This is a genomic window from Rhizobium sp. 3T7 (genome assembly GCF_020166565.1).
Classification (GTDB): Bacteria; Pseudomonadota; Alphaproteobacteria; order Rhizobiales; family Rhizobiaceae; genus Rhizobium.
Window position 1 is genome coordinate 92,688 of record NZ_JAIQXS010000007.1, and the last position, 16,383, is coordinate 109,070.

Consider the following 16,383-nt stretch of genomic DNA (forward strand, 5'->3'; position numbering starts at 1 on the left):
AGCCGAACTCGAGAACCGATGCCAGCAGGGCGGACTGCCAGTGACCGCGAACTTACGCGAAATCCTCGAAGCGTTGATCACCGGACCGAGAGGTTGCGGTCAGCCTTCCGGCGGCGACGCAAACCGGTTGGCATCGAACTGGTCTGCGGCGGTGACAGGAATGATTGCCCCATCGGATGCCGCGGCATCCGGGTGATGCTGAACCGTGCGGCGGGAAACGCGCGGCGCTCTCATTCCAATCACCTCGCCAGGAGTATGCAGCGCCCATTGCATCAGCGCCGCGCCTGAGGTCGATCCGAACGAACCTGTGTCTTCCCAGGAAGCAGTCATTGGCAGGGAAGCGATCACGTCCGCCCCCTTCTGCAAGGCCTCGCGCGCGGCAGCGAAAGGTTCGAAGCCGGAATAGGTCGGCAATGCAGATGTCCGTCTATCCGGAAGCGCGTCGATCGGGCCGATCGATGCAGTCTCCAGCTTGGCATCGATACCCGTGTCGTTGCCCCAAGCGGCCGGCCGCATCGCCGGTATCGGAATTGGTAATGATGAAAGATCCACGGGGGGCCGTTCGTCATCCCTCGCGAGCGCGTCGGTCTGTAGGTCTAGCGCACTCAATGCGCGGCTTCGGGGCGTGGGCAGGAGCGCCGTCACGAGGCTCGTGTCCGCGCGGTCGCGGCTCGACGTTGCTGGCGCGCCTGCGTCATCGTCTTCTCCAGCGGTGCTGGCGATCTGGATGGAGGAGGGACCCACGCGCTTCCTGTAGTTCGCAACTGCCTGGTTATATCCCGGCAGCGGCCGACCATCGGCTGGAAGATGCATCGTCTGCCCGTTGGGGAATATTCGAGCGAGTTCTTGCCGAGACATGCGGGGCCAAGCCCGGACGTTGCCGACGTCGAGATGCACGAAGGGCGATCCCGAGGTTGGATAATATCCGACACCGCCGACCTGCATCTGCATTGCAAGGGCACGCAGCGTCGAAAGCTTCACGCCGGGAACGTAAAAGTCCATCGCCTTGCCAAGCATGTGCTGGCTCTTCTTGGCGACACCGGTCGTGCGGGAGCGGTTGCGGAGCATGTTGTTGGTCGCCGGAGAACGGTAGGCGGAGACGATGTGGATGTAGTTCTTCGCGCCGCTGCGCTTGTACACCTCCCAGACCAGGTCGAGCAGCCGCGGATCCATCCTGGTCGGTTCGTTCCTTCGCCAGTCACGCAGGAACCGATTTATCTGGGAGAGGCCCTTTGGGTCGAACCTTCCGTCGCGCTTGTAGATAATCGTGGCCTTCTCGCCCGTATGGGTAAAGAACAGCTTCAACGCACGATCTTCGGCGGAGGCTAATGATGTAGAGCCGGCTAGCGCAGGCAGCGCGAACAGAGCCGGCAGGATGGTCTGCGCGACGAGCCGTTCTACACGCGACAGCAGCGCCGCAACCCCGTCGCCCAAGTTTCCACCCAAGTATCCTTTCACTGGATATTTCGACACGACCAATCCCGTCCCACATAAAACACTCGACGACGTGCGGGAACGTCCGCATCCATCGCGCTTAGTAAAGCCACGTTATGGTCAACGAACTCTTAATAGTCGGATGCTCCGCGGCGAATTGAGGATTGCGCGGGCCATCCGAGGAAGGCCAGGCTGACAGCAACCGGCTCCGGCCGCCTATCTTAAAGCAGCAGCCCGGCGATGTTTTCGCATTCTTGATTTAAATCAAAGAAGCACGCGACTGGCAGGCTCATTGTTCGCTTGTCAAGGTGGCTGCATATGCAGCCGGCGGAGGGTCGTTCAATGGCGAACACAATCTTGCATGTCCAGTCCGAGAGATCTCCGGCGGTGCCGGTGCATGTCTCCGTTTCGGTGCTAGGCGCGACGCTCGCCGCCTTCGCCGCCATTTCGTTCCTGCTGTGCATGCTGCTCGGCTTCGTCGCGCCCGAATGGGGTCTTCACAGGCCATGGCTGCAGTTCTATCTCGCCCTGACGGGCTTCGATCTTCGAAGCCTGGCGCTGGGCCTCCTTCAAAGCGTTATCTTCGGCGCCTATGCAGGAGCATCGATCGCTGCGATCTTCAATTTCATCAGCCGGCGTTTCGGCTGAGCAGGGGAGCGGAGCCGCGCACATGGCCGCCGACCGCCGCAGGTTCGCATGGGTGAACGCAGGGCTGGCCTTCCTGGTCGCACTCGCGCTTCTGCTTGCGCCCGCGGCAGGCCGCGTCGTCGCGATGGCCGGCGACGGGGTCAAGGACGCCCCGTTCTTCGCCTTCATCTACAACGCGGCGGGCGTGCTCTATCCGGCGCTCGGGCTGCTGCTCTCGCCGATCATCGCGGCCGCCGCCATGGCGCTGTCCTCCGTCAGCGTCATTGCTGTCCTCCGTCAGCGTCATTGCCAACTCCCTGCGCCTGCGCCGCTCGTCGTTGGACTAGGCCGGGACCCTCGGGAGCACGATCTGTGAGTGCCTGTCCTGCGCAGGATGGAGGACACAGGTGGAAGAGACCACGCAAGAGGAGAACGGACATGACGATGACAAGATTGCCAAAGGCGGCCGTGCTGGCCGCGCTGATCGCGGCCGGCGGAACTGGTCTCGCGCTTGCGCAGACGAGCGATGCCGACCCGCATCATCCTGCGACGCCGGCACAGGCAACCCCACCGTCCGACGCCGACGATGGAACGACGGGGCAGGGCCCGGGAGCCATGCCCGGCGGAACTGGCATCATGCCGTCCGGCATGATGGGCGGCAGGCCGATGATGGCGATGCACGGACACATGATGAAGATTATGTTCGCGGTCGCCGACGCCGACGGGGACGGCGCGCTGTCCTTCGAGGAGGTGACGGCGATCCATAAGCGGATATTCGACAGCGTAGACGCGAACAAGGACGGCAAGGTCACGACCGAGGAAATTCACGCGTTCATGCGGCCTTAGCTGAGCCGGCGGATCCGTCTTCGGAGGTTCTGTGAATAGTCGCGGAGCCTCCGCTGATATGATAGGATCGAAGTGCATTATCCACGGGAGGGGGAGATGCGTCGAATCCTTCTGTCCCTGATCCTTTGCGCACAGTCCGCATCGATGTCGGCGGCGTCCGGGCTCGCCGTCTTCCACACCGCTTCTCTCGGCGGCAGCCGGTCGGTCAGCCTCAGTCTGGCGGAGGGTGGTCCCTCCCGCGATCCGGCCTTCGATTTCGACGTCGTCATCACGTTGTCGGAATTCGACGGTGGCGGGGCTGTACTCTATCGGGACGGAGGAAGGCACAAGGCGAGCGTGCGCTGCGTTTCGCCCGCCATGGTACGGATCAATTCCGCCGACTATGCGATCGACGTTTCGGCGCGGCCGGGAACCGACTGGAAGCATGATCTTTGGGCTGCGCTCTGCACCGCTCAGGTGTCCTGAGCGGCCGTACGGCATGGTTTGATCGATAAAGGCGTCAGCCCTTTCGGGGGCGGACCTCCATGAACACGTATGGCGCTCCGGTCCCTGACGGAATCGCATAGACGTCATAGGACGCCTGCGGGTCGTCGCCCATTCCCAACGAACCAGGCGGCATACCGGGTACGGCCAGCCCTCGGACTGGCGGCCGCTCCCGCAGCAGCCGCTGGACGGCCTCGAGCGGCACATGTCCCTCGAGGTAGTATTCCTCGACAACGGCGGTGTGGCAGCCCTCCAAGTCGGCAGGCACGCCCAGCCGCGCCTTGACCGCGGCAAGGTTGTCGGTGTCGCGGGCATCGACAGAGAATCTTGCCGCGGCCATTGCCTTCGACCATTCATGGCAGCAGCCGCAGTTCGGATCCTTGTAGACCGTCATCTTCGCCGGCGCGGCGGCGAGGGCCCCTCCACCAAGGAACGTCAACGCGGATGCCGCCATTGCGATGAAGCTTCTCCTGTGCATCGTCTCAACTCCTCGATGTCCTGCCGCCCGGTCGGATCCGGGCGGCAGGAGTCTCGCTATTTTACTTCGGTGACGGTCAGCTTGCCATTCACGCGTTCGGCAACGAACTCGATGCTCGAGCCTTCCTTCAGCTTTTCGAGCACAGCCGGGTCCTCGACGCGGAAGACCATCGTCATCGCAGGCATGTCGAGGTTCTTCAGGTCTTCATGCTTGATGGTGACCTTCTTCGCCTTGGTGTCGACCTTGTTTACGACACCCTTGGTGAATTCCTGGGCGAAAGCGCCAAATGCTGCGCTGAGCGAGAGCAAGGCAGCGACGCCGATTTTGATCATTGCAGTTTTCATCTCTGTGTTTCCTTGGTTTCAATTACTTCCCGGCGACAGTGACGTCGCCATGCATGCCCGCTTCGTAGTGACCGGGGATCAGGCAGGCGAACTTGAACTCGCCGTCGGTTGTGAATTTCCAGATGATCTCGCCGGATTGACCGGCCGTCAGGCGGATCGAGTTCGGGTCGGCATGTTCCATCTCCGGGAACTTCTCCATTACCTTCTTGTGCTCCAGGATTTTGTCTTCCTGGTCGAGGACAAACTCGTGATCGCTTTCGCCCGCGTTTTTGATGGAGATTTTCACGGTCTGGTCCTTGCGAACTTTGATCACGGCAGGCTGGAACAGCATCTTGCCGTCTTCGGTCTCCTTCATCGTGACGCGGATCGTCTGGGTGACCTTCGACTTATCGCCAGGTTCGCCAACCGCCATCGTTTCACCGTGTCCCCCAGCGTGATTGCCGGAGGCCAGGGCAGGGCTAGTGATGGCCGCAATAGCCAGTGCAAGAGCGTAGATTTTCATATCAGGTCCTTTTAGTTGCTGAGGATTTGCGTCAGCCATGTTTCATTGGCTTCGGCGTGATGGTGGTGTTTGCGTCTTTGGCTTTGGTCGCGTCCGGCAGTTCGCCAGTCCACTCCCAGGCCTGCGTTCCGGGCGGGTTTTCGTACCAACCCGGATCGGAGTAGTCGTCCGCCGAAATGCCTTCGCGGACTTTCACGACGGAGAACATGCCGCCCATTTCGATGGGGCCATGAGGACCCCAACCGGTCATCATGGGAACGGTGTTCTCAGGGATGGGCATTTCCATTTCGCCCATATCGGCCATGCCTTTGGTTCCCATCGGCATGTAATCAGGTTGAAGCTTGCGGATTTTTTCGGCGACCTTTGACTTGTCCGCGCCGATGAAGGTCGGGATGTCATGGCCCATCGCATTCATTGTGTGGTGTGACTTGTGGCAATGGATCGCCCAATCGCCGAGGTACTTGGCATCGAATTCGTAGGCCCGCATCGCGCCAACGGGAATGTCGATGCTGACTTCGGGCCACCGCGCTTCGGGCCGCACCCATCCGCCATCGGTGCAGGTGACCTCAAAGTCATAGCCGTGCATGTGGATTGGGTGGTTGGTCATGGTGAGATTGCCGACCCGGACCCGGACTCGGTCATTCTTCGAGACCACCAGAGGGCTGATGTCGGGGAAGATACGACTGTTCCAGCACCACATATTGAAGTCCGTCATCTCCATGATTTTGGGCACGTAGGTACCGGGATCGATGTCATAGGCGTTGAGCAGGAACACAAAGTCCCGGTCGACGCGCATGAACTTCGGGTCCTTGGGATGGATGACGAAGAAACCCATCATGCCCATCGCCATCTGGACCATCTCGTCCGAGTGCGGGTGGTACATAAAGGTGCCGGACTTCACGAGATCAAACTCGTAGACAAATGTCTTGCCGACGGGGATGTGTGGCTGCGTCAGGCCACCAACACCGTCCATGCCGGATGGCAGGATCATACCGTGCCAATGGATGGTCGTATGTTCCGGAAGCTTGTTGGTGACAAAGATGCGAACCCGGTCGCCTTCAACAGCTTCAATGGTCGGACCTGGGGACTGCCCGTTATAACCCCAGAGGTAGGCCGTCATGCCGTCGGCCATCTCGCGCTCGACGGGCTCTGCGACCAGATGAAACTCCTTGACCCCGTTGTTCATTCGATGAGGAAGCGTCCAACCGTTAAGGGTGACCACCGGTTGGTAGTCCGGTCCGGAGGTTGGATGGAGCGGGGGCTGCATGTCAGCCGATTCCATGGCCGGAGCGTCCGGCAGTCCCATTGCCGATGTCTTGGTCCAGGCTCCAGCTGCCATCAGAGCAGCACCAGCGCCGAAAAGTTGTCGTCTGTTGAACATGTCCATGTCCTTTCTCAATGACCGCCGCCGCTGCTTTCGGATGACGAGGCGACCTCGGTCTCGGCAGGTGCCGTAGAGGAACCGCCGCCATAAACGGCAGGCGCGAGGTTCGCGTCGGCGAGCCAGAAGTCTCGCTTCGCGCTGACGGAAAGCAGGATGGAGTTGATCTTGTCGCGCGTGTCGGTCAGCAACTCGAACGTGTTGGTGATCATTCCGTTGTAAGTGAGGAGAGACTCCTCTTCGACCTTGCTGCGCAGGGGCACGACGTTGTTTCGGTAGTGCCGGGCAATGTCGTAGTTGGAGCGATAAGCTTCGTAGGCCGAACGTGCTTCGGACCGAACGTTTACTGCCTTTTCCGCCAGTTGGTTTGCTGCACGCATGTAGGCAACTTCTGCCTTTCGCATCCGCGCCTTGCCGGTGTCGAAAATCGGGATCGCGAACTCCAGCTCGCCAGCTGCGGTCGTTTCCCATTTCTTCTTTCCGTCCTCCTCGACCTCGCGCTCGGATTCGAAGCCAGTCAGGATTTCCAGGTCGGTGACATAGCGCGTAGCCTCGGTCAGGCCGTAGGATCGAGCCGTGGCTTCCAGCTCAAGTCTCGCAACCTGCAGATCGATGCGGTCACGCAGTGCCTCGGCTTCGATTGCATCTCGTTTCGCTATAGCCTTGGGAAGCGGGGGGAGACTGTTGGGAACCTGGAATTCAGCGTCCGAACCCCAAAGGCCCATGAGCCTTGTCAGCTCTTCCTTGGCGAGCCGGGCAGTCAATCGAGCCTTTGCCGTTTCACCTGCTAGCTCGGCAACAAAGACATGCTCGCGAGCCTGTGAGCCCTTGGTCATAGCACCGGTCTCACCCAGCTTCTCTGCCAGTTCGGAAGCGGCATCGGCTGCGGCCTGGGCCTGTTGCAACTGGCCAACGTTTTCCCAGGCAGCGACTGAGTTGATCCAAGCGCGGCGCGTGTCCGCCGCGACCTGCAAAGTGCGGACAGCGGCAGTCAATTGAGCTTGACGGAAGCGCGTATCAGCGATCTCGATGTCGCGCTTCTTCGTTAGCAGGGCGAGAATGTTTGTTGTGATTGCGCCTTCAATCGTTCTGAAGGCTTCCAGCTCAGCGGTTCCGATGCCTGAGAAGCCAACCGACACTGTCGGATTAAGCAACATGGTTGACTGCCAGGCATCAGCTGCGCTGTCTCCCAGCTCGGCGTAGGCTGCCTGCAGCCCTTTGTTGTTCAGGAGTGCAATCTGAACGGCCGTTTCCACGTCGAGTGATTTTTTCCGCGCGAGGAGCGACTTCACTTGCGCGGAGGTCGCCTGCGCCTGCTGCTGGTTTTGAACCCAGATCGTCTGTTTCGACGTGGCCGCCGAGGTTCTTGCGGAGACGGCGGTGAACCCAGCGTCCTTCTTTGCGTATTCAGCGGTACTAACACAACCGCCAAGGAACAGTGGAAGAGCCAGGAGAGCCGCGAGCTTCTTGCCAGTCATGAGGCGTCTCCATTCTTTGGAGACAGCTTGTCGTTTTGCTGTCGCCAAGGCCTGGGATCGACGGGCTGACGGGCAACAAAGCCTGAAATAGGCGAGCGATATTGGATCGGACGCACGGAGTACGTCTGTTCAACATCTGACGACGCAATGACATCGGGAGGAAATGTGGATGCGCAGCCACCCGCGATCAGGGGCAGTCCCACCACCAATATGGAAGGTTTCATTTTGAAAAATCCGAATAGTAGAAATCGACAGCAGGCGCGGTGAGGTCACCACGGCATGCCTTCCGAACCCGTCAAAGCGGGCAACTCGCTATTCAGATATTCGGCGGACGATGGAGAGGCGGCAGTTCGCCCAGAATGCTTTGATCATTGACGAACTCTCGGATCGACGACAACACGGGTCCGCCAACATCGGGAGCTTCACACACGATACCAAAGCCGCCACAGAAATCCTTGCAGCATTCCTGCTTGGCTATACCGCTGTCATCTGCGTTTGACTGATCGTCATGATGGTCAGAGGCGGTGTCAGATGCCTGATGATCATGGGCCAACATCGAATGATTGTCGTGGGTCCCGATCTCAACAGAGGTTTGCAATTCAGGAAAAGCCGAACCATGCATCGCGGCGTTCGCGTTGGAAAAGGTGTACCCTGCCAGCGATACGATGATCACCAGCCGCACAAAAAAGAGCATATTGCTCAGTGCGAATCGATACATTCTGCCCATTCCCCAAGGAGCTACGAGAATCGTAGTTCGGATGCAATGCTTGCGCTGTGTTACAAAGATTCGCGTCGTTTATGTGGCGCGAGCCGTGGTCAGGGGCTCTAAAGGTTCCAACGGTGACAAGGTCAAGGCTCGAAATTCAATATCTATCTATACGCTGTCACCCCAATCATTGGCCGCCAGCTGCGGACTTGCCTGTCATTGGCGTACCTTTGACAAGAACTTCATGATGCTCCAGCTCTCAGCCTATCTCGGCCTTTTCTGGATCTGCCTCGGCGCAGCCAGCGTCCTTCCCTTGCAGTCGGAACCCGTCTTGGTGGGAATGATCCTGAGCAACAAGTTCTCGCTGCCCGTTCTCCTGGCGATTGCCAGCATCGGCAACACGCTTGGTAGCGTCACGAACTGGTTCCTGGGCCGTGGGATCGAACGGTTTAAGGGGCGAAAATGGTTCCCGGCCAGCGAGAAGGCCCTTGAGCGAGCATCGATTTGGTATCGCCGCTATGGGAAGTGGTCGCTGCTTTTGTCCTGGATGCCGCTGTTCGGAGACGCCCTGACCGTCGTAGCAGGCGTATTGCGCGAGCCGATTATGACATTCACGATCCTGGTATTCATTGCCAAGACAGGGCGCTACGTCGTCCTGACATTCGCCACTCTGAAGTTGATGTCGTAAATTCAAGAAGCTGTTCGTCTGGGAAAGATCATCCGGTCGACAGTTTCGTCGCGCCAAACAAACGTGTGCCACGCAGCCGCAGCGATATGCAGCGCCAATAGCGCCAGGATAACGCGCGAGCCCAGGACATGAACTGGCGCGATCCCGAACCAGAAGTAGCTCGCAACGAAGCCCATGGCCGCTTGAGCGATAACCGCAGCGTAAAATGCAAAGTGCATCGCTCGTGCAAGCCGATCCATCGGGCTTTTCGCTGGATGCCTCAAAGCGTTGCGATGAATGACCCGCAGACTAGACCGGGCAACCATGAGCGCCCCGATAGTAATCCCGGCGTAGTTGTGAATGTGATGCAGGATCACGTCCCATGGGGCTGGGGACAGGCCCATGTGAACCGCGTGATGCGTCCGCTCGATGCTTGCGCCTGTCCAATACTGGATGGGTATCAGCACGGCCACAGCCCAATGGAGCACAATCTGCGAAAGCGAGTAGCGCGGCATCATCCCAATCCCCCGACACCGCCCGTCGTAGCGCACGTCCATTGAACTTTGGTTAAGGCATTCCCGGGCTGTTGCCTTCTTGCTCGACTGATCCAATTCAGAGGGTACCGGAAGATCTTTCTACCGCGAGAGTTCTCAGGCGAAAGGGAATCTCGACGCATGGTCAGCTGGAGCAAAATCAGCCGTCTAGCCGTCATACTGCTTGTGGCGTTGACTTTGGTGAACATGCCGGGCCGCCTCGCCAATGCAGGCGATGAGGGCTGCATTTCTCTTCGTATGCCTGCGGGTTACTCCCAAAGTCACCAGCTGGATCGTCTACCGCGACCGTGCTGTGTGAGCATGCACTGTTGTCCGATCATGCCCACACTTCCAACCGCCGCGCAGCCTCTTTCGGAGCCGCTCGTCGTTCGCCCGTCGGTTGCCACCTCCAGTCCTCTTCTCCTGATCAGGCCGATTGACCCGCCGCCGAAGATGACCCGCGTCTGAGGGCTTCAATCATCACCTGATCTCAAGAGGAGAAATCCGATGAACGTTTTCGTGAAAACTTCGCTCGCCATGATCGGCGCAACTGCTCTGCTGTCGCTGGCTCCGCTTGCGGCATCAGCCCAGGAGATGACCTATCCCGAAAAGTGCAAAACCGCAGGCATGGACATGTCGAAAATGGGCATGTCTTCGGGTGGAGACATGAAGATGGGTGACATGCCCATGGGCGACTATCAGGAGGCCACGATGGAAGGCATGAAGTCGATGCATGACAACATGGTGCAGGGGATGATGCAGAAGGACCCCGATGTCGCTTTCGTTTGCGGGATGATCGCCCACCACATGGGCGCGATCACCATGTCCGAAGCCGAGCTGAAGTACGGCGATGACAAAGCGGCGAAGGATATGGCGAAGAAGGTCATCGCGGCGCAAAAGAAGGAAATCGCCTATATGACCAAGTGGGTCGACAAGGAAGCCAAGTAGGAGACCGTCATGCACCACCAATCGGAAGAGATGAAGCGCTGCGTCGAGAACTGTCTGGCCTGTTACCAGGAGTGCCTCTCGATGGCGATGACCCACTGCTTGGAGACGGGCGGGGAACATACGAAGCCCGACCACTTCCGACTGATGATGGCCTGCGCCGAGATGTGCCGCACGTCGGCCCACTTCATGCTGATCGACACCAGCCATCACAAGCATACCTGCCGCGAATGCGCGGAAATCTGCCGCGAATGCGCTGCCGACTGCGAGCGCGTCGGAGACATGGAAAGCTGCGTTGAGGCGTGCCGTCGTTGCGCAGAGAGCTGTGAGAAGATGGCGGCCTGACACAAAGTGGGGCGCACTTGCCAAGCCGACAACCAAAATGTGAAATGCTTATCCTCGCAAAAGTCGGTCGCAGACCTCCGACTTTTGCGACTGAATTTTGCGGATTATGCCAGTCGAAACTGGCAGGTTCAGGTCATCTGTTCGGAGAGAGAACTCTATCCCGAAGAAGGAGGAAAGTCCTCTCTATGCAAAACCAGAGCACAACTGCCACAGCGAAGCTGGTGACCAGATAGACCGCGAAGCCCAACCCGCCCTTGAGGTTCTCTTCGCCAAAGACAAGCCTATCGACATGGAAGGCTGATTTGTGGGTCAGATAAAGGCTGTACGACAAGGTCGCGACGACCGCAGCGCCCGGAATCGGCCACCGTCTCATGAGCTGCTCCAAGTCGAGCATCGCCCCAAGAATGAGTGCGATACCGATTGAAATGAGCGGGAACCCGGCCACCGAACCAAGCTGTGCCTGAAACACGAGAAAGAGGTTTGTTCCGGTAAGCGGCCCGCGAACCGAAAACAGCACAACAGCGGTCATGACGAGAGCGACGCCCACCGGCAAGGCAATACGCGGAGGCGTGTAACGTTTGCAGAGTTCTGGTTTGAGAAACCTCGCCGCAGCAAGGATCACACCGAACATCAGGCCATCGAGGCGAGTGTATGTCGGGTAGTATACGTCCCTGAGATACACCGCGAAGGCATCCCTTAACTTGTTGGCGTCAACGAGAACGCCGACCTGGCTTTCCCAGATCGTGTATCGAAGGATCATTCCTGCGATCACCATTGCCGCAGCGATGAGAAGCGTCCAACCCATGCCGATCCGACGATGCAGGAGCAAGACGAGCAGCGGCAAAACCAGATAGAAATGCTCCTCCACACAAAGCGACCATGCCTGCGTGAAGGCCCGGCCTATGCGCGGGTCGAAGTCGAAGTTCACCGTGAAGGTCGCGAAGCTCCAGATCGATTGCATCGTCGGGGCGTCCCGGAGAATGGGGAAAATTGCGTAGAGGCCGAGAACAACGAAAAACGCCGGAAAGATACGGAAGGCGCGGCGGAGATAGAAGGACTTCAGATCTACGCCTCCTGTCCGCGAAACCTCCTTGACGAGTTGGGTTCCGATCAGAAACCCGCTGAGTACAAAGAATATATCGACGCCCACCCATGCATAGTTTCGGACGCCGACCAGCATGGACGGTGTCGCCTCGACAGGGAGATGCACGAGCATGACGAGGAGGATCGCCAGAGATCGCAGGACATCAGGACCAACCGCCCGGGATTGCACCTTCTCTGTGGTTTGAGATGAGAGACTTCGTGGGGGTGGAAAATATGCAGAATCGGAATTGGCGATAGTATTCATTGCGACGATCCGTGACTGTCTCTGAAAAAATTGGGACACGCCATCGGACGTGTTTGTGCAACCTTAGCTTTCTTTATCGGGATCGAAACAAGCAGTTTTAGATCGATAAAATTAATCTAAATTTCTCGTTAATTCTGAAATCTCGCCAAATCCCGACCAACGCTTCGGAATGAATCGAAAGCAAACTCCAGCAGACGCGAACTGTGGCCACAAGGCTGTATGGCGGTCGTCAGGCAGAGTCTTTTGAAAATCTGGTCTGAGCGCCTATGGCCATTTGCCGGACGCACCAGCGTGCGTAGGTTCGACCTAGAAACCATCCGGCAACCCGGCCAAGCGCCGAGCTGGGATAGTTGAAATCAATGAACACGCGCAGGCGGCAGAGGCGGCCATCAGTCTTGGTTTCGAAGCCCATTCTGTAGCTTCCGATAACGAGCAGGTGGGGTTCCCCTCGCGTTTCCCAGGCCTTTTGAAACGGCGGTTGCCGCTGAATGACGACTTCCTCCACCTGCAAGTTCAAGCCAGCGATTTTTCCGGTCATCCTGATCACGGAGCCCACGGTGCGACCGCGAGCTTCGTCAAACTCGTACGCCATGCTGCTGCCCAACATCATCATCGACGATTTCTGCATATGCGTTCCAAGATTTTCTTGGTCGTCCAGATAATCGAATAGCTGTTGAGGAGGTGCGGTGACCACGACTTCCATCTCGGTCGATTGCGCGTAGGTCAACTTGGTCCGTCCCTATGGTTGTGATGGTCGCGCGGCGATGTTTGATGGCTTCCATGGCCATGAAAAAGATGCATCAGGGGGCAGGCGAGAAGCAGGAGGTAGGGCAAGAGGCCGAGTGCGTGTGCCCAGTGTTCCCGCAGGAAAAAGAATGCGACGATCACGCCGAATGAAGCCACGAGTAGTGTCCATCTGCGATCCCATTTCATATCCGTGCACTCCTTAACCTGAGGGCATTTCCGATTACGCTGACGGATGACAGCGCCATCGCGGCAGCAGCTATGATCGGCGACAACAAAAGTCCGAGGGATGGATAGAGCACTCCTGCGGCCACCGGCACACCAGCTGCGTTGTAGACGAAGGCAAAGAATAGGTTTTGCCGGATGTTTCTCATTGTCGCGCGGCTAACCTGGCGAGCCCGCACGATCCCCTTCAAGTCACCCTTCAAGAGAGTGACGCCAGCGCTCTCGATGGCGACGTCGGTTCCCGTCCCCATCGCGATCCCGACGTCAGCCGCTGCAAGGGCAGGGGCATCGTTCACTCCGTCGCCAGCCATCGCCACGATCCGGCCTTCTTGGCGAAGGCGAGCGACGATGCTGCTTTTGTCTTCTGGAAGAACCTCGGCCTTTACCTCGGTGATGCCGAGCCTGCGAGCTACCGCCTCTGCGGTCGTCTTGTTGTCGCCCGTCAGCATCACAACTCGTACGCCGGAATCGACCAGGGCTTTGACGGCCTCGGGCGTTGTATCCTTCATCGGGTCCGATATTGCGAACAATCCTCCGACTTTGCCGTCGATGGCGATGAAGATCACAGTTGCTCCGTCGTTGCGCAGGACTTCAGCCTTCTCGGTCAACTCTGAGACATCAATTCCGGAGTCCTCCATGATGCGGTGGCTGCCGATAATCAGCGACTTGCCTTCGACGGTGCCGGTCACGCCTTTTCCAACCGGACTGTCGAAGTCCTGGGCATCTGCGAGCGCAAGTTGCCGCTCCTTGGCTGCGGCAACAATTGCTTCAGCCAACGGATGCTCGCTGGCACGTTCGAGCGAGGCTGCGAGCCTGAGGGCCGCGATCTCATCAAAACCATTGGCTGTCGACATTGATGTAACCTTCGGCCTGCCCTCGGTGAGCGTGCCCGTCTTATCGACAACCAATGTGTCGACCTTCTCGAAGCGCTCAAGCGCTTCAGCGTTCTTGATCAGGACGCCGAGAGTCGCACCTCGGCCTACACCGACCATAATCGACATCGGCGTCGCTAATCCAAGGGCGCAAGGGCACGCGATGATCAAGACTGCGACCGCCGCTACAAGGCCGTGGGCAAAACGCGGCTCAGGACCGATGATCATCCAGGTCGCGAATGCAATTATGGCAATCACAATGACGACGGGTACAAACCATCCTGAAACTTCGTCTGCCAGGCGTTGAATTGGAGCCCGCGACCGCTGTGCCTCAGCTACCATTTTGACGATCTGCGAGAGCATCGTGTCACGACCAACCTTGTCCGCCGCCATGACAAAGCCGCCTGTGCGGTTCATTGTCCCGCCGATCACGTTCGAACCGACGTCCTTGCCGACCGGCATGGATTCCCCGGTGATCATCGACTCGTCGAGCGAGCTTCGACCCTCGACCAGATGACCATCGACTGGGACCTTTTCGCCCGGTCGAACGCGCAGGCGGTCTCCCACGCTGATGCTTTCAAGCAAGACGTCCTCGTCAGTTCCATCCGCTTTGATTCTGCGGGCAGATTTTGGCGCGAGGTTCAAGAGCGCTCGAATGGCGCCGCCTGTCTGTTCGCGTGCCCGCAGCTCCAGGACCTGGCCCAACAGCACCAGCACTGTGATGACGGCCGCTGCCTCGAAATAGACGGCGACCGACCCGCCGTCGGCACGAAATGTCTCGGGAAATAGATTGGGCGCGAGCGTGGCAACAACGCTGTAAACCCACGCGACGCCTGTGCCCATCGCAATGAGCGTGAACATATTCAGGTGGCGTGTAACCAGTGATTGCCATCCACGCTCAAAGAACGGTTTTCCAGCCCAGAGGACAACCGGCGTGGCGAACACCAGCTGAATCCAATTCGCAAGCTGCGACCCGATCAGCATATGGAGCTCAGTCAGGTGACCACCCATTTCCAACACAAGGACAGGCACGGAAAGGACGAGTCCGACCCAAAAGCGCCGACGCATATCGATGTATTCGGCGCTGGGGCCCGTTTCGGCCGACGCGACCTCAGGTTCAAGCGTCATTCCGCATATCGGGCAATTACCAGGTCCGGGCTGCCGGATTTGCGGATGCATGGGGCAGGTATAGATGACTGGTCCGCTGCCCGATGGCTGGGGTGGGGCTTTCGCTCCGTAATGGTGTGAATGATCGTGTGCAGTATTCACGGGAGACTCCGCGTTCGTCAGAGGCGCGTTCGTTTACAGCATCGGTTCGAGGCTGCGATGAAAACTAGCTTCACGCGAAGGGGCGAGGCGGTCCGACTGCAGGCGCAGAGACGAAGCCGATAAGGCTTACTATCCGCTCGGGATAGGAAAGTTTGATGAAGGCCGATGGTTCACGAATTTCTCGGCTTGGAGACTGTTCGGCGACACAGAAGAGACATGGCACGCCGCAGCATGCGCCTTGAGTGTGATGAAGCTCGGTGTCATCGCAGTGTGCATCGGTTGGAACCGCCGCGACGACCGTTGACGTCACGCCAATGGAGGGACGCAGCAAGGAGTATCCTGACGTTGCAGGGGAAACGAAAAACAGGACTGCGATCAGTATCGCGACCATATCGTTACAATCTCGTGGCTATGGCGCGGCTGAATTTCGCCGCTGTTGCTCAATAGCTGAGTGAAAAACTAAGACATTGATCCTGATCAAACGCAAGCCGTTAGCAAAGGGCCCGGTTGGCCCAGCACTGGGTGCTTTGGAAACGAAATGAAGAGCTTGAAATGAAGCCTGGCGTTCTATTCTGTGCGGTCATCTGTTGCTTTGCGCTTGCGTCGGCGGTCGTTGCTGCTGGCGATATCGTTGCACTGAGGCAGGCGGATATGAAAGCGATTGCGGTCGCCGCCAAGGCAATCGCCGGAATGTTTAAGGAACCAGCGACGTACTCCCCAGCCGAGTTCAAGTGGGCCGCCGACACCATTCGGGACAAATCCGGGGAGGTGCTGATGGGCCATTTTGCGGCTGAAGCCGCCGATCCAAAGTCGAAGGCAAAGCCAAATATCATTGAAGAGCGGGAGCGGTTTGATCGTCTGGCGAACGATCTGCAGGCCTACGCGACCGCATTAGACGCAGCCGCTGCCAAAAATCCTGCAGCGATGACGGAGAGCATGCGCATGAAACCCGGTGAACCGATGGGTGGTGGACCGCTCGGAACGCACGTCAAGAACGAGGCGCAGTTGTCCTCCATACCGGCCGAGCACGCCTTTCACCTTATGCTGCAAACCTGTACGACCTGCCATTCTCGATTCAGGATGGACTGACGGTAACGGCAGCCGACCTAACCTTTCATACAGCGCGACAACGGCGAGCCATATTAAACGTTCTGCC

Annotated in this window: 20 protein-coding genes and 1 pseudogene; 8 read left to right on the plus strand and 13 right to left on the minus strand. The window is 58.5% G+C overall.

All coding sequences use genetic code 11. The annotated features are described in order from the left end of the window. Positions 1-99: 99 nt before the first annotated feature. Positions 100-1,479: a DUF882 domain-containing protein gene (locus K9B32_RS12580; RefSeq protein ID WP_224562446.1), complete on the minus strand. Its 1,380-nt coding sequence runs from the start codon at positions 1,477-1,479 to the stop codon at positions 100-102. Between the two features lie 297 nt (positions 1,480-1,776). On the opposite strand from K9B32_RS12580, the gene K9B32_RS12585 reads away from it, so the two are divergent. The 4 genes and pseudogenes from K9B32_RS12585 (at position 1,777) to K9B32_RS12600 (ending at position 3,372) form a co-directional block, all read left to right on the plus strand. Next, the gene (locus K9B32_RS12585) at positions 1,777-2,082 is read left to right on the plus strand and encodes a hypothetical protein (protein WP_224562449.1); all 306 of its coding nucleotides are present in this window, start codon (positions 1,777-1,779) and stop codon (positions 2,080-2,082) included. A gap of 103 nt (positions 2,083-2,185) precedes the next feature. Beyond that, positions 2,186-2,437: pseudogene (locus K9B32_RS12590) on the plus strand (hypothetical protein); the annotation flags it as partial. A gap of 62 nt (positions 2,438-2,499) precedes the next feature. Then, a complete protein-coding gene (locus tag K9B32_RS12595) occupies positions 2,500-2,907 on the plus strand; it encodes an EF-hand domain-containing protein (RefSeq protein WP_224562451.1) in 408 nt (135 codons plus the stop codon). 96 nt (positions 2,908-3,003) lie between these two features. Further along, positions 3,004-3,372, plus strand: a complete 369-nt coding sequence (locus K9B32_RS12600; RefSeq protein ID WP_224562453.1) for a hypothetical protein — start codon at positions 3,004-3,006, stop codon at positions 3,370-3,372. A 34-nt stretch (positions 3,373-3,406) separates the two neighbouring features. Here K9B32_RS12600 and K9B32_RS12605 read toward each other — a convergent pair whose 3' ends face one another. The 7 genes from K9B32_RS12605 to K9B32_RS12635 all read right to left on the minus strand — a co-directional run bounded on the left by K9B32_RS12605 (position 3,407) and on the right by K9B32_RS12635 (position 8,291). Next, positions 3,407-3,868, minus strand: coding sequence for a DUF411 domain-containing protein (locus tag K9B32_RS12605; RefSeq protein WP_224562455.1), 462 nt, complete (start codon positions 3,866-3,868; stop codon positions 3,407-3,409). 56 nt (positions 3,869-3,924) lie between these two features. Then, complete coding sequence (locus K9B32_RS12610) at positions 3,925-4,212, minus strand: copper-binding protein (protein ID WP_224562457.1); 288 nt, start codon at positions 4,210-4,212, stop codon at positions 3,925-3,927. Positions 4,213-4,234: 22 nt separating this feature from the next. Further along, entirely contained in the window at positions 4,235-4,714 is a 480-nt protein-coding gene (locus K9B32_RS12615; RefSeq protein ID WP_224562458.1) for a plastocyanin/azurin family copper-binding protein, read from the minus strand. A 31-nt stretch (positions 4,715-4,745) separates the two neighbouring features. Then, the gene (locus tag K9B32_RS12620; protein ID WP_224562459.1) at positions 4,746-6,095 is read right to left on the minus strand and encodes a multicopper oxidase family protein; all 1,350 of its coding nucleotides are present in this window, start codon (positions 6,093-6,095) and stop codon (positions 4,746-4,748) included. Positions 6,096-6,109: 14 nt separating this feature from the next. Further along, complete coding sequence (locus tag K9B32_RS12625) at positions 6,110-7,573, minus strand: TolC family protein (protein WP_224562460.1); 1,464 nt, start codon at positions 7,571-7,573, stop codon at positions 6,110-6,112. Beyond that, a complete protein-coding gene (locus K9B32_RS12630; protein ID WP_224562461.1) occupies positions 7,570-7,797 on the minus strand; it encodes a hypothetical protein in 228 nt (75 codons plus the stop codon). Before K9B32_RS12630 ends, K9B32_RS12625 begins: the two co-directional genes overlap by 4 nt. Before the next feature lie 92 nt (positions 7,798-7,889). After that, positions 7,890-8,291, minus strand: coding sequence for a hypothetical protein (locus K9B32_RS12635; protein WP_224562462.1), 402 nt, complete (start codon positions 8,289-8,291; stop codon positions 7,890-7,892). 235 nt (positions 8,292-8,526) lie between these two features. Between K9B32_RS12635 and K9B32_RS12640 the strand changes: the two genes are divergently transcribed. Continuing rightward, complete coding sequence (locus tag K9B32_RS12640) at positions 8,527-8,967, plus strand: YqaA family protein (protein ID WP_224562831.1); 441 nt, start codon at positions 8,527-8,529, stop codon at positions 8,965-8,967. A gap of 2 nt (positions 8,968-8,969) precedes the next feature. Here the strand turns inward: K9B32_RS12640 and K9B32_RS12645 are convergent, their stop codons facing one another. Next, positions 8,970-9,464 (minus strand): cytochrome b, encoded by a 495-nt coding sequence (locus K9B32_RS12645; protein ID WP_224562463.1) that lies wholly within the window; start codon positions 9,462-9,464, stop codon positions 8,970-8,972. A 522-nt stretch (positions 9,465-9,986) separates the two neighbouring features. Between K9B32_RS12645 and K9B32_RS12650 the strand changes: the two genes are divergently transcribed. After that, positions 9,987-10,427, plus strand: a complete 441-nt coding sequence (locus K9B32_RS12650) for a DUF305 domain-containing protein (protein WP_224562464.1) — start codon at positions 9,987-9,989, stop codon at positions 10,425-10,427. A 9-nt stretch (positions 10,428-10,436) separates the two neighbouring features. Continuing rightward, on the plus strand, positions 10,437-10,769 hold the full coding sequence (locus K9B32_RS12655; protein WP_224562478.1) for a four-helix bundle copper-binding protein: 333 nt from the start codon (positions 10,437-10,439) through the stop codon (positions 10,767-10,769). 133 nt (positions 10,770-10,902) lie between these two features. On the opposite strand, the gene K9B32_RS12660 is transcribed toward K9B32_RS12655, so the two are convergent. The 4 genes from K9B32_RS12660 to K9B32_RS12675 all read right to left on the minus strand — a co-directional run bounded on the left by K9B32_RS12660 (position 10,903) and on the right by K9B32_RS12675 (position 15,137). Next, entirely contained in the window at positions 10,903-11,985 is a 1,083-nt protein-coding gene (locus K9B32_RS12660; RefSeq protein WP_263490807.1) for an acyltransferase family protein, read from the minus strand. 361 nt (positions 11,986-12,346) lie between these two features. Further along, a complete protein-coding gene (locus K9B32_RS12665) occupies positions 12,347-12,844 on the minus strand; it encodes an SRPBCC family protein (protein ID WP_224562487.1) in 498 nt (165 codons plus the stop codon). Then, positions 12,841-13,050, minus strand: a complete 210-nt coding sequence (locus K9B32_RS12670) for a DUF2933 domain-containing protein (RefSeq protein WP_224562490.1) — start codon at positions 13,048-13,050, stop codon at positions 12,841-12,843. The genes K9B32_RS12665 and K9B32_RS12670 overlap by 4 nt, the downstream gene beginning before the upstream one ends. Further along, on the minus strand, positions 13,047-15,137 hold the full coding sequence (locus K9B32_RS12675; RefSeq protein WP_224562834.1) for a copper-transporting P-type ATPase: 2,091 nt from the start codon (positions 15,135-15,137) through the stop codon (positions 13,047-13,049). Before K9B32_RS12675 ends, K9B32_RS12670 begins: the two co-directional genes overlap by 4 nt. A 642-nt stretch (positions 15,138-15,779) precedes the next feature. On the opposite strand from K9B32_RS12675, the gene K9B32_RS12680 reads away from it, so the two are divergent. Then, entirely contained in the window at positions 15,780-16,316 is a 537-nt protein-coding gene (locus K9B32_RS12680; RefSeq protein ID WP_224562493.1) for a cytochrome c, read from the plus strand. The last annotated feature ends 67 nt before the right edge of the window (positions 16,317-16,383 follow it).